The sequence below is a fragment of the Bacillus sp. Je.9.29.b genome (assembly GCF_051129925.1).
GTDB lineage: Bacteria > Bacillota > Bacilli > Bacillales > Bacillaceae > Bacillus > Bacillus safensis.
The window spans coordinates 504,319-517,437 of sequence record NZ_JBCPSO010000001.1; the positions used below are offsets into that span (position 1 = coordinate 504,319).

General features: G+C 41.7%; 11 protein-coding genes. 8 read left to right on the forward strand and 3 right to left on the reverse strand.

Annotated elements, in window-relative coordinates; all coding sequences use genetic code 11:
• Positions 1-10: 10 nt before the first annotated feature.
• On the forward strand, positions 11-1,849 hold the full coding sequence (gene typA, locus AAZR19_RS02685) for a translational GTPase TypA (RefSeq protein WP_041084955.1): 1,839 nt from the start codon (positions 11-13) through the stop codon (positions 1,847-1,849).
• Positions 1,850-1,945: 96 nt separating this feature from the next.
• Positions 1,946-2,227, forward strand: coding sequence for a YlaH-like family protein (locus AAZR19_RS02690; protein ID WP_051009092.1), 282 nt, complete (start codon positions 1,946-1,948; stop codon positions 2,225-2,227).
• Positions 2,228-2,258: 31 nt separating this feature from the next.
• Here AAZR19_RS02690 and AAZR19_RS02695 read toward each other — a convergent pair whose 3' ends face one another.
• Both AAZR19_RS02695 and AAZR19_RS02700 read right to left on the reverse strand, forming a co-directional pair.
• A complete protein-coding gene (locus AAZR19_RS02695; protein ID WP_024424769.1) occupies positions 2,259-2,489 on the reverse strand; it encodes a YlaI family protein in 231 nt (76 codons plus the stop codon).
• Between the two features lie 102 nt (positions 2,490-2,591).
• Positions 2,592-3,209: a YhcN/YlaJ family sporulation lipoprotein gene (locus AAZR19_RS02700; protein WP_041108870.1), complete on the reverse strand. Its 618-nt coding sequence runs from the start codon at positions 3,207-3,209 to the stop codon at positions 2,592-2,594.
• 140 nt (positions 3,210-3,349) lie between these two features.
• Between AAZR19_RS02700 and AAZR19_RS02705 the strand changes: the two genes are divergently transcribed.
• Positions 3,350-4,672: a PhoH family protein gene (locus tag AAZR19_RS02705; protein ID WP_034281649.1), complete on the forward strand. Its 1,323-nt coding sequence runs from the start codon at positions 3,350-3,352 to the stop codon at positions 4,670-4,672.
• Positions 4,673-4,687: 15 nt separating this feature from the next.
• Here the strand turns inward: AAZR19_RS02705 and AAZR19_RS02710 are convergent, their stop codons facing one another.
• Positions 4,688-5,170 carry a peptidyl-prolyl cis-trans isomerase gene (locus AAZR19_RS02710; protein ID WP_434702240.1) on the reverse strand — a complete coding sequence of 161 codons (483 nt, stop codon included), beginning with the start codon at positions 5,168-5,170 and terminating at the stop codon, positions 4,688-4,690.
• 120 nt (positions 5,171-5,290) lie between these two features.
• Here AAZR19_RS02710 and glsA point away from each other — a divergent pair, with 120 nt between their 5' ends.
• The 5 genes from glsA to AAZR19_RS02735 all read left to right on the forward strand — a co-directional run bounded on the left by glsA (position 5,291) and on the right by AAZR19_RS02735 (position 13,083).
• The gene (glsA, locus tag AAZR19_RS02715) at positions 5,291-6,220 is read left to right on the forward strand and encodes a glutaminase A (protein WP_434702242.1); all 930 of its coding nucleotides are present in this window, start codon (positions 5,291-5,293) and stop codon (positions 6,218-6,220) included.
• Positions 6,221-6,342: 122 nt separating this feature from the next.
• Positions 6,343-6,624, forward strand: a complete 282-nt coding sequence (locus tag AAZR19_RS02720; RefSeq protein WP_003212509.1) for a YlaN family protein — start codon at positions 6,343-6,345, stop codon at positions 6,622-6,624.
• A 210-nt stretch (positions 6,625-6,834) separates the two neighbouring features.
• On the forward strand, positions 6,835-8,046 hold the full coding sequence (ftsW, locus tag AAZR19_RS02725) for a putative lipid II flippase FtsW (RefSeq protein ID WP_024426905.1): 1,212 nt from the start codon (positions 6,835-6,837) through the stop codon (positions 8,044-8,046).
• 79 nt (positions 8,047-8,125) lie between these two features.
• Positions 8,126-11,572, forward strand: a complete 3,447-nt coding sequence (gene pyc / locus AAZR19_RS02730; protein ID WP_434702245.1) for a pyruvate carboxylase — start codon at positions 8,126-8,128, stop codon at positions 11,570-11,572.
• Between the two features lie 101 nt (positions 11,573-11,673).
• Positions 11,674-13,083, forward strand: a complete 1,410-nt coding sequence (locus tag AAZR19_RS02735) for a cryptochrome/photolyase family protein (protein WP_262089388.1) — start codon at positions 11,674-11,676, stop codon at positions 13,081-13,083.
• Positions 13,084-13,119: the final 36 nt, after the last annotated feature.

Below are 13,119 nucleotides of genomic sequence, written 5' to 3' on the forward strand. Positions count from 1 at the left end.
AGATGAAAATGTGAAACTTCGAAAAGACCTTCGCAACATCGCAATTATTGCCCACGTTGACCATGGTAAAACGACGCTTGTTGACCAATTGCTCCATCAAGCTGGTACTTTCCGTGCGAATGAAAATATCGCTGAGAGAGCCATGGATTCAAATGATTTAGAGCGAGAGCGCGGTATTACGATTTTAGCTAAAAATACTGCGATCCATTATAAAGATACACGCATTAATATTTTAGATACACCAGGACACGCCGATTTCGGTGGTGAAGTTGAGCGTATCATGAAAATGGTAGATGGTGTACTCCTCGTTGTGGATGCTTATGAAGGCTGTATGCCTCAAACACGCTTTGTGCTGAAAAAAGCACTTGAGCAAAACTTAACACCAATCGTTGTCGTCAATAAAATTGACCGCGACTTTGCTCGTCCGGCTGAAGTAGTCGATGAAGTAATCGACTTGTTTATTGAATTGGATGCAACAGAAGAACAGCTTGAATTCCCAGTTGTCTATGCATCAGCAATCAATGGTACAGCAAGTAATGATGCGAGCAAGCAAGATGAAAACATGGAATCTTTGTTTGAAGCCATTGTGAACCATATTCCTTGCCCAGTTGATAACCATGAAGAGCCGCTTCAATTCCAAGTGGCACTACTTGATTACAATGATTATGTTGGCAGAATTGGAATTGGCCGTGTATTCAGAGGAACAATGCAAGTAGGACAGCAGGTAGCCTTGATGAAAGTCGACGGCACTGTGAAACAATTCCGTGTAACAAAGATCTTTGGTTTCCAAGGGTTAAAACGAGTGGAAATCAACGAAGCGAAAGCGGGAGATCTTGTCGCTGTATCTGGAATGGAAGACATCAACGTAGGTGAAACGGTTTGTCCGGTAGAACACCAAGAAGCACTTCCAATCCTTCGTATTGATGAGCCGACACTTCAAATGACGTTTGTTGTAAACAACAGCCCATTTGCAGGCCGTGAAGGAAAATACGTGACATCACGTAAAATCGAAGAGCGTTTAGAGCAGCAGCTTCAAACAGATGTCAGTCTTCGTGTAGATCCAACTGATTCACCTGATGCTTGGGTTGTTTCTGGACGCGGAGAGCTTCACTTATCCATTCTCATTGAGAATATGAGACGTGAAGGTTTTGAATTACAAGTATCGAAGCCAGAAGTTATTGTAAAAGAAGTTGATGGTGTTCGATGTGAGCCTGTAGAGCGCGTTCAAATTGATGTACCAGAAGAGCATACTGGCTCTGTTATGGAATCAATGGGTGCAAGAAAAGGTGAAATGATTGACATGATCAATAATGGTAACGGTCAAGTTCGCCTGATCTTTACAGTGCCATCACGTGGTTTAATTGGATATACAACTGAATTTCTTTCATTAACTCGTGGTTTTGGTATTTTGAACCATACGTTTGACAGCTACCAGCCAATGCAGTCTGGTCAAGTTGGCGGACGCCGTCAAGGTGTACTTGTTTCAATGGAAACAGGTAAAGCGACTGCTTACGGAATCCAAGGCGTGGAAGAGCGCGGTGTGATCTTTGTTGAGCCGGGTACTGAAGTATACCAAGGCATGATCGTTGGGGAGCATAACCGTGAGAACGACCTTGTTGTAAACGTAAGCCGTATGAAACAACAAACAAACGTACGTTCAGCGACGAAAGATCAAACGGTTAGCATGAAAAAACCTCGTATTATGTCACTTGAGGAATCTCTTGAGTACTTGAATGAAGACGAATACTGTGAGGTTACACCTGAATCAATTCGTCTTAGAAAGAAAATTTTAGACAAAAACGAACGTGAGAAAGCAGCGAAGAAGAAAAAGCTAGCAGGATTATCTTAATTCCATGAAGAATTAAAAAGATAGAACCCTGAAAGATAAGGGGAGGGAATCTTTTTGAATGATCAGGAAGTAAGTGAAAATTTATCCTTTTTCGCGATGCTGTTTCGTGTCGATGAAAATCCGCAAACAGGGATGTGGCTCCTATATGGCACCATCCTTGTTTTAGCGATTATTGTTTTTAAGCTCGGCTTTGCAAGACGTTTACCGATTTTAAAAGCGCTCGTAATTTATTTGTTTTTGATTTTTGGCTGCACGTTTCTCACATTTCTAGGAATCTTCCTGCCGGTAGCGGAAGGACTGGTTGTGGCAGCTGCCATTTTGATTATTTATAAAATACGGTTGCATCGTGCGAAAAAAGAAGGAACAGTCAGTACGTAAAAAAAGACCTGAACATGTGTCAGGTCTTTTTTTATGTCTTTTGTTCTTTCTTTCCTTTTTTCTTCTTTTTCTCTTTCGTCGCAGGATCCTGATAAAGAGAGAATCTGCCAGTTTTGATGCGAGCTTCAGTCTTTATTTTAATGCGTTCTTGGCAGTCATCGCACATATATGTATGAATGGGCCGGTTTCTTAACCGTTTAGCAACAAGTGTATCATCATCAATGGTTTCAAGCTTTTCACATAATGAGCACTTCACTCTCATCATTTTCACCTCACTTTATTGCATTTATTATAGCATGTTTTCCAGCTACTTAAAATCAGCGTAGAAAAAGGCTTATATCACAGGAGATATAAGCCGTTCTCATTAGTTCTTCTGATTCATATGATGGTTTGATTGGTCGTTTTGATTTTTTTCTAACTGCTTTTGATCCTGTTCTTTGAGCTGATTATTCGGATCATTTGTCGGATCCTTTTCGTTACGGTCGATCTCATTTCTCGGCATCTCTGGCATCACGCGGCCGACAATGGCAGCCAGTTCATCCATAATACCGCTTACAGGACGGCCTGCTTGGATTTCTTTGCCCATTTCTTTTAAACGGCTGACTGTATCCGGATCAGCAACCACAACAGCATTTGCACCTTCCGGGTCATTTCTCAGCGCTTTTGCAACTGAATATTTAATGGTTTCTACTTTGCTTCTATCTAAATCATTTTTTACATCAATACCTACAACAGCATAACGGCCGATGACGATTGCCGTTGCATCATTGACATCTGCTACGTGCTCTGTCACATTGACAAGATGCTCCGCAACATCTGTAGATGGGCGGGCTTGATTTGTCTTTTTCTTCGATGAGTCTGACACCCGTACTAAGTGCTGGCGTCCATCTTGCTTGTCCAGCGCCTCTGGCTTTTCCTGCTGCTGGCAAGCGCCTAACAGAATGATCGTTTGAATCATGAATAATGTCAAAAATAGTCGCATTTATATTCCCTCCTTCACAAACTGCATGATTTATTTTATTGTTGAATTAACCTTCTAACTTTATTCATGAAAACATATATTTTAACAATCGTTTTGGGAAAGACAAGGATGAATGAAACCCCGATCAGGAGGCGAAGGACCTGAGTAAAATTTATGTATTAGACACAAATGTGTTATTACAGGATCCGAATTCAATCTTTTCATTTGAAGACAACGAGGTCGTCATTCCGGCCGTTGTGTTAGAAGAAGTAGACTCGAAAAAGAGATACATGGACGAGGTTGGGCAAAACGCCCGGCGCGTCTCACGTTTAATCGACGGTTTGAGATCGAAAGGGAAACTGCATGAAAAAATTACGCTAGAGTCAAAAGGGACGCTGCGCATCGAGCTGAATCACCGCTCTTTCCATGAACTTCAAGAAATTTTTATTGAAAAAACGAACGATAATCGGATTTTGGCTGTCGCGAAAAATTTGAGCTTAGAGGAAGAAACAAAGCCTCACGGCCGGCCTGTCATTTTGGTCAGTAAGGATGTCTTAGTCAGGGTAAAGGCAGATGCTATAGGTCTCCAAGCAGAGGACTTCTTAAGTGACCGTGTGCTGCAAAACGAAGACATTGATAACGGCTATCATGAGCTCTATATTCCGACGGAGCAATTGAATACATTTTATAAGCAAAGTCAATTGCCGATAAAAGAAGTCACAAGTGCACCATTAAACCCACATCAATTCGTCATTATGAAGGGGAATGAAGGCGGCTCTGCTTTAGGAATGCTTGATCAAAAAGCCGAGAACGTGAAACGCCTCATTTATGATCAAGAGCATGTTTGGGGAATCCGTCCGAAAAATGTTCAGCAGACGATGGCCCTAGAGCTGCTATTGCGCCGTGATATTCCGCTTGTAACATTGATCGGAAAAGCGGGTACGGGTAAAACACTCCTTGCACTGGCTGCCGGATTAATGCAGACAGAGGATCTCGGCATGTTTAAAAAGCTGATCGTAGCCCGTTCCATTGTTCCTGTCGGCAAGGACTTAGGCTACTTGCCAGGTGAAAAGGAAGAGAAACTCAGACCATGGATGCAGCCGATCTATGACAACTTAGAATTTTTATTTAATACAAAAAAACCTGGTGAACTTGATGCGATTTTGGCGGGAATTGGTTCTATTCAAGTGGAAGCTTTAACGTATATCCGCGGAAGAAGTATCCCTGATCAATTTATTATCATTGATGAGGCACAGAATTTAACGAAACACGAGGTAAAAACATTATTAACGCGCGTCGGAGAGGGAAGTAAAATTGTGCTGATGGGGGACCCGGAGCAGATTGATCATCCTTATTTAGACAGCTTAAATAATGGGCTTACGTATGTCATTGAGCGGTTCAAAGGACAGCAAATATCTGGACATGTCAAGCTTGTCAAAGGAGAAAGGTCTGGACTTGCACAGCTTGCAGCTGATTTGCTGTAGTCCAGACCCTCTGTCTTATGTAATGATGAGCTCTTTGACACCTTTTATCGGCTGAGTGAGGTTGGACTGATCCGCGAAATAAACGTGGATTGGTCCTTCTTCAGTCATAGGCTTCCCATTTTGGCTGAAGTGTGCAATGCTTTCCATTGCCTGAGAAAGCGGAACAGCAATTGTCTCTGTTTCTGTGACAAATTTGCATGTGTCTGCATGTTCAAGCGGTTCTGCATTTTTCAGCATATCACCCAGCTTCATTCCGAAGCTGCCTGTGATGAGTCTTTCCTTTTCGTACTTCTTCTCTGTTTTTAAAGTGGGTGGAAGTGTTTGTCCTTCTCTGATTACCCGCTCTTGGTCAAGCTCCTGATCCAGCTGACTTTCTTCATCTGCTGTCCTTTTTTCAAAAAATGAATCCATTAAAAATTTGCGGTCATCAAAAATCCATACACTTGGATCAATGGTGATCTTGTACTTTACGTTCCCCTTAATTTGAATGATGCTCATGTTCAAGACAACCCCTTTCCACCATAAATTATAGAAGTTTTCGCCTGCTTTGTCACTTTCATAAACATGCTTCCTCTTGTACACACTAATCTTACATGAAAGATAGGGAGGATATTGGGCATGGCATGTCGCGACAATGAAGAGCTTCAGCGATTTGTAGAAGAAGCAAAAAAAGTGGCCAAAGATGGCAAAGTAGCATCCTATATTCCCGCTCTCGCCAAAGCGGAGCAGACGGATTTATCTGTGGCTGTGTACCATGTGAGTAATACTTGTCACTCGGCAGGAGATGTAGATAAACGCTTTACCCTGCAAAGTATTTCTAAAGTATTAGCCCTTGCGCTCGTACTCTCAGAAGAAGGGCCAAAAAAAGTCTTTCAATATGTTGGACAAGAGCCTACAGGTGACCCGTTTAATTCAATGATTAAGCTGGAAACAGCAAGTCCGAATAAGCCGCTGAATCCAATGATTAATGCAGGAGCGCTTGCAGTCACAAGCTTAATAAGAGGAGCGACTCCGCAAGATCAGCTGAACCGCCTTCTTGGCTTTATTAGAGAGCTCGCAAATGACAAAAGCATTACATACTGCAAGGAAACAGCCGCATCTGAATTTGAGACATCGATGATTAACCGGGCTATGTGCTATTATATGAAGCAATATCATATTATTAGAGGGAACGTAGAAGAGGTCATGGACGTGTATACGAAACAATGTGCCATCATGATGAACAGCTTAGATTTGGCGAAAATTGCTTGTGTTTTTTCATTAGATGGCAGACATCCAGAAACGGGGCAGCAAATTCTTTCAAAAGATGTCGCTAGAATTTGTAAAACCTTTATGGTGACGTGCGGCATGTATAATGCAAGCGGTGAATTTGCCATTAATATCGGCATACCTGCTAAAAGCGGTGTTTCAGGCGGGATTATGGGAGCGGCACCATATGATTTTGGGATCGGAATTTTCGGTCCTGCCCTGGATGAAAAAGGGAATAGTATTGCTGGGATTAAGCTGCTTGAGCTCATGAGTGAAAAATATGAGATGAGTATCTTTTAATGAGAAATGTCTTCTTTTTATTTTCACAAAGCGAACTGTACAAATCTGCTTGCAATTTTGGGCGTTTCGCTTTATGATAAATAGAAGAATTAGGTACTCGCCTGGGGAACGGAGGGATACTTTTGGCGTCAGAAATTTTAGTCGATCATCGGCAAAAAGCACTGGCTTTATTAAAATTGGATGCAGATAAAATTTTAAAATTGATCCAAGTGCAAATGGACAACTTAACGATGCCGCAATGTCCTCTTTATGAAGAGGTTTTAGATACTCAAATGTTCGGATTATCGAGGGAGATTGATTTTGCTGTCCGGCTTGGATTAGTTGATCAACATGAAGGCAAGAAACTACTCGATAAACTTGAGAGAGAGCTTTCCGCACTTCATGATGCGTTCACAAAAAAATAACGATTGAAAACTCAAACTTCCACAACATAAGTTTGAGTTTTTTTGTCCCCTATTTTCTTTTGATGGATTGACGGCAAACGGACTTGATTCTTTCATGAATGACGAACAATATAAAAGAGGTAATACGGGATCAAACGGAGAAAATGTAGTAGAATAAGAACAGCTAAGAAGATATCAAGCAGTAGAAACAGACGTTAGGAAGAGGATTATATGTTAAAGAGAATGCTAAAATCGTATGACTACTCATTATTGTTCGCCATTATCTTAATCAGCGCATTTGGTTTGGTTATGGTGTATAGCTCAAGTATGATTACATCTGTTATCAGATACGATGCCGCGCCAGATAACTTTTTTAAGAAACAGCTCTTATTTATGATTGTTGGAGCAGCCATCTTGATCTTTACAGCATTAGTTCCATATCAGCTGTTTTCAAATAAGAAATTCCAGATTGGTATGCTGCTGATTTCAGTTTTTTCCCTCATCTATGTGTACTTTGGCGGTCATATTGCAGGGAACGCAAGAAGCTGGATCAAATTAGGCCCTTTTAGTCTTCAGCCAGCTGAATTTGTAAAGATTGTCGTCATCATCTATCTTGCTGCTGTGTATGCCAAAAAGCAGCATTATATTGATCATATTTTAAGAGGTGTCACGCCTCCAATCGTGATTGTCTCTATCCTGTGCGGATTTATCATTTTGCAGCCAGACTATGGGACAGCCTTTATCATTGGCATGATTGCCCTTGCGATGATTTTATGCTCAGGCTTTAGCGGCAAAACGCTTGCGAAGCTGCTGGCGCTATTTAGTGCAGTGATGGTCGTCGTGACCCCGTTTATTATTCTTTTTTGGGATAAAATTTTCACGCAAAATCGTCTCGGACGTTTTGAGAGTTTCCAAGATCCATTTAAAGATGCAGGGGCTACTGGGCATCAATTGATTAATTCATATTATGCGATTGGATCAGGCGGCTTTTTTGGACTCGGTCTAGGGGAAAGCGTTCAAAAGTACGGGTATCTTCCAGAGCCGCACACAGACTTTATCATGGCAATTATCTCAGAAGAGCTTGGCTTTTTCGGCGTGTTTTTTGTTCTCGCTCTTCTTGGTTTCATCGTCGTGAAAGGTTTTTATATTGCGAGAAAGTGTGAAGATCCGTTTGGAAGTTTGCTTGCAATAGGAATTTCCTCCATGATTGCGATCCAAACTTGTATCAATTTAGGCGGTGTTTCAGGTCTTATTCCAATTACTGGGGTGACACTTCCGTTTATCAGCTACGGGGGATCGTCTATCATTTTACTTAGCATCTGTATGGGAATGCTGCTGAATATCAGCATGTTTACTGAATATAAAGAGCGTTACAAAAAGAAAAAATCAATGAGCAAACCATCGGTTGAAAAAAATGGATTGCAGAAAACTTTGAATCTTTAGAAAACAAAAGTGTACAGTTTTCATTTCTTCCTTTATTATAGAGTACATATAAAATTTTAAGGGATATGGAGGAGTGAGAATGTCACAGAGAACAATTCAAAAGGTTCTAGTTGCAAACAGAGGGGAAATCGCTATCAGAGTCTTCAGGGCCTGTACGGAGCTCAATTTACGTACAGTGGCCATTTATTCCAAAGAAGATTCGGGCTCTTATCATCGCTATAAAGCTGATGAAGCATATCTAGTTGGAGAAGGGAAGAAACCGATTGATGCCTACCTCGATATCGAGGGGATCATCGAAATTGCAAAACGAAATGACGTGGATGCAATTCATTCAGGCTACGGATTTTTATCCGAAAACATTCATTTTGCAAGACGATGCGAAGAGGAAGGCATTCAATTTATCGGTCCAACTTCTCAGCATTTAGATATGTTTGGAGATAAAGTAAAGGCGAGAGATGAAGCGAAAAAAGCTGGTATTCCAGTCATTCCAGGAAGTGACGGACCAGTTGATTCGGTCGAAGAAGTCGAAAAATTCGGTGAAGAATACGGTTACCCGTTTATTATTAAAGCTTCACTAGGCGGCGGCGGCCGGGGGATGCGGATTGTCAGATCAAAAGAAGAGCTGAAGGAAGCCTATGACCGTGCGAAGTCAGAGGCAAAAGCTGCTTTTGGAAATGACGAAGTATACGTTGAAAAGCTGATTGAAAATCCAAAACATATTGAAGTGCAGGTGATTGGAGACAATCACGGCAATATCATTCATTTATATGAGCGTGACTGCTCTGTTCAAAGGCGGCATCAAAAGGTCATTGAAGTGGCGCCAAGTGTGTCTCTAACAGATCAATTGCGTGAAGATATTTGCGAAGCGGCTGTCCAGCTAGCCCAGAATGTATCGTACATTAATGCAGGGACTGTAGAATTCCTTGTTGCAAATGGAGAGTTTTACTTTATTGAAGTCAATCCAAGGGTGCAGGTAGAACACACGATCACAGAAATGATCACAGGTGTCGATATCGTTCAAACCCAAATTCTTGTTGCAAAGGGGCATAACCTTCACAGCAAAGAAGTTGGTATTCCAAAGCAAGAAGATATCTTTACACACGGCTTTGCCATTCAATCAAGGGTCACAACAGAAGATCCTCTAAATGACTTTATGCCAGACACAGGAAAAATTATGGCCTACCGCTCAGGTGGGGGATTTGGTGTACGTCTTGATACAGGGAACAGCTTCCAAGGTGCGGTCATTACACCTTATTACGACTCATTATTGGTCAAGCTGTCTACATGGGCGCTCACGTTTGATCAAGCGGCTGCTAAAATGGTCCGAAATTTACAAGAATTCAGGATTCGCGGAATTAAAACTAACATCCCATTTCTTGAAAATGTGGCTAAGCATGAGAAGTTCCTAAAAGGGGAATACGATACATCGTTTATCGACTCAACGCCAGAGCTATTTAATTTCCCTAAGCAAAAAGACCGCGGAACGAAGATGTTGACTTATATTGGTAACGTTACCATTAATGGGTTCCCAGGTATTGCGGAGAAAAAGAAGCCTCATTTTGACAAGCCAGACGTACCGAAGCTTCCTCTCAATCAAGAGATTCCGTCTGGGACAAAACAATTGTTAGATACGCATGGACCTGAGGGGCTTGCCAACTGGGTGAAAGAACAAAATAACGTCCTTTTAACTGACACAACCTTTAGAGATGCGCATCAGTCTCTGCTTGCGACACGCTTCAGAACACATGATTTAAAGAAAGTTGCCCAGCCAACAGCAGGTTTATGGCCAGAGCTGTTTAGTATGGAAATGTGGGGCGGGGCTACATTTGATGTTGCGTACCGTTTCTTAAAAGAAGATCCTTGGGAACGATTGAAAGAGCTTCGTCAAGAAGTGCCAAACACGCTGTTCCAAATGCTATTAAGATCATCAAACGCTGTCGGATATACAAACTATCCGGATAATGTGATCAAAGCATTTGTAAAAGAATCAGCCGAGGCAGGCATTGATGTGTTCCGTATTTTCGACAGCTTAAACTGGGTAAAAGGCATGACGCTTGCCATTGATTCTGTTCGGGAATCAGGCAAAGTGGCAGAGGCGGCGATTTGTTATACGGGAGATATTCTTGATCCATCTCGTCCAAAATATGATCTTGAGTACTATGTATCTCTTGCAAAAGAGCTTGAATCTGCCGGCGCGCATATTTTAGGTATTAAAGATATGGCGGGGCTATTAAAACCGCAGGCAGCCTACGAGCTAGTCTCTGCTTTAAAAGATGAGCTTACGATCCCTATCCATCTTCATACGCATGACACGAGTGGAAATGGACTGTTCACCTATGCAAGAGCGATTGATGCAGGTGTTGATATTGTGGATGTTGCCGTCAGCTCTATGGCAGGACTCACATCGCAGCCAAGTGCAAGCTCACTTTATTATGCTTTAGATGGACATGAAAGAAAGCCAGACATGAACGTCCAATCTGTCGAACGCCTTTCTCAATACTGGGATTCCGTCAGAAAATACTATCATGAATTCGAAAGCGGCATGAATTCGCCTCATACAGAAATTTATGAGCATGAAATGCCTGGCGGTCAATATAGTAACTTGCAGCAGCAGGCGAAAGGTGTCGGTCTTGGCGAGCGCTGGAATGAAGTAAAGGAAATGTACAGACGTGTGAATGACATGTTTGGTGATATTGTAAAGGTAACACCATCCTCTAAAGTAGTTGGAGATATGGCACTTTATATGGTGCAAAATGATCTAACAGAAGAAGATGTTTATGAAAAAGGCGCAACACTAGACTTCCCGGATTCTGTTGTGGAATTATTTAAAGGCTATTTGGGCCAGCCGCATGGCGGATTCCCAGAAAAGCTGCAAAAGCTGATTTTAAAAGGGGAAGAGCCTCTTACTGTCAGACCTGGTGAGAAGCTGAAGCCAGTGGACTTTGAAGACATTAAGAAGCAGTTCAAAGAATCTCATGACCTGACGTTAACAGAGCAAGACGCAATTGCGTATGCCTTATATCCGAAAGTCTTTTCTGAATTTGTCCAAACAGCAGAAAGCTATGGTGACATCTCTGTTCTTGATACACCAACGTTCTTCTACGGGATGAGGCTTGGAGAAGAGATTGAGGTAGAAATCGAAAAAGGAAAAACTCTGATTGTCAAACTCGTATCAATTGGTGAACCGAATCCAGATGCCACAAGAGTTCTTTACTTTGAATTAAATGGCCAGCCGCGTGAAGTGGTGATTAAGGATGAAAGCATCAAATCCTCCGTTCAAGAAAAAATGAAGGCGGACCGTTCAAATCCAAATCACATCGCCGCATCGATGCCAGGCACTGTCATCAAAGTACTCGTGGAAAAAGGGCAGAAAATTTCACAAGGTGAGCATTTGATGATCAATGAAGCCATGAAAATGGAAACGACTGTACAAGCTCCATTTTCTGCGGTCGTAGATGAAATACATGTGACAAATGGAGAACCGATTCAAACCGGTGATCTATTAATTGTATTAAAGCCTGAATAAGAAGCGAGACACATCCACCGTGATGTGTCTTTTTTTTTGAGCGCATTAAAATGTGCAGCAGCCAGTGAGAGTGATTACACTATAGAGTGAGGTGAAGAAGGTTGGACAACATTGTTGTGATTTGGTTTCGCCGGGATATGCGATTAGATGATCATATCGCCTTATCAAAAGCGATCACATATGCAAAAAAACACGAGTACAAATTATTTGCTCTTTATCATCTAGATCCATTTTTTACTGAAATGGACCTCGATTTAAACAACGAACATTTTTTTCAAAGCTTGGCGCATTTTATCAAGGAAGCAAGAGAATCTCAAATGTATGTTCATCTTCTCTATGGCGATGTCTTGCGTGCCTTTCAGCAAGTTATCGATGTATATGACATCAAAGCTGTCTTTTTTAATGAAGATCAAGTGGGAATCGGTCAAAAGCGTGACCATCAAGTAACCGCTTTTTTAGAAAAGAAGGGCATTCATGTATCAAAATGGCAAGATACACACCTTCACGGGGTGCAAGATATTTTAAAAAGGGATGGCACTCATTATCAAGTGTTTACTCCATACTATCAATCATGGCGAAAGCAAGAGAAGCAGCCTGTGATAAAAGTTGACAAATCATTTCTCAGCAGCGCTCATACGATTTGTGATGAGTCACTTTCACACAAAGGGAATGACAAGCTACGCAGTATAATCATGAGATGCTCAAGAAAATTTGATCAAATCGGCTCACACAAAGCGATGAACACGCTTCATGACTTTATCCAAAAAAGACTAACACGTTACCATGAAAAACGAGATATTCCATCTGTTTTTGGAACGAGTAAGCTGTCACGTTTCTTGAAAACAGGAGCCATCTCAATTCGAACGATCTTTCATGCGGTACATGAGGAGGCGCTGTTTGAAGACGAGGGCCGAGAAACCTTTATCAAAGAGCTGGCGTGGCGAGATTTTTACCATATGATTTATGCTCATTATCCAGAGATGAAAGAAAAAGAAATCAATTCGGTATTTCAAGGGATGAAATGGAATGAAGATAAGAAGCTGTTTGAAGCATGGTGTAAAGGTGAAACAGGCTTTCCTTTCGTTGATGCAGGGATGCGGCAGTTAAATGAGGAAGGCTGGATGCATAATCGTTTAAGAATGGTTACTGCCTCATTTTTAACAAAGGACTATTTGATTGATTGGAGAAAGGGAGAAGCGTATTTTGCAAAAAAGCTTGTGGATTATGATGAGGCTTCGAATATCGGAGGATTTCAGTGGGCAGCTTCTGTTGGGACAGATGCCGTACCGTACTTCCGTATTTTTAACCCAACGACCCAGTCGAAGCGGTTTGATCCAAGCGGGGAATATATTAGAAAATATGTACCAGAGCTAGAGCGTGTTGATGAAAAATGGATTCATGAACCAAGTAAAATGCCGATAGATGAACAACGGAAATCGAGCTGTGTGCTAGGTGATACATACCCGCTGCCGACAGTTGATCACAAGGAAAGACGCAAAAAAGCCATCTAGCTATTCGAAGAAGCAAAACAACAATAAAAAATCCCC

Bases quoted from the DNA above. Each gene is read 5' to 3' on its own strand.
- AAZR19_RS02690 (WP_051009092.1), top strand. From the start codon at position 1,946: ATGCTGTTTCGTGTCGATGAAAATCCGCAAACAGGGATGTGGCTCCTA.
- AAZR19_RS02695 (WP_024424769.1), bottom strand. From the start codon at position 2,489: ATGAGAGTGAAGTGCTCATTATGTGAAAAGCTTGAAACCATTGATGAT.
- AAZR19_RS02700 (WP_041108870.1), bottom strand. From the start codon at position 3,209: ATGCGACTATTTTTGACATTATTCATGATTCAAACGATCATTCTGTTA.
- AAZR19_RS02710 (WP_434702240.1), bottom strand. From the start codon at position 5,170: ATGAGCATCATTCAAATTAAGGGGAACGTAAAGTACAAGATCACCATT.
- glsA (WP_434702242.1), top strand. From the start codon at position 5,291: ATGGCATGTCGCGACAATGAAGAGCTTCAGCGATTTGTAGAAGAAGCA.
- ftsW (WP_024426905.1), top strand. From the start codon at position 6,835: ATGTTAAAGAGAATGCTAAAATCGTATGACTACTCATTATTGTTCGCC.
- pyc (WP_434702245.1), top strand. From the start codon at position 8,126: ATGTCACAGAGAACAATTCAAAAGGTTCTAGTTGCAAACAGAGGGGAA.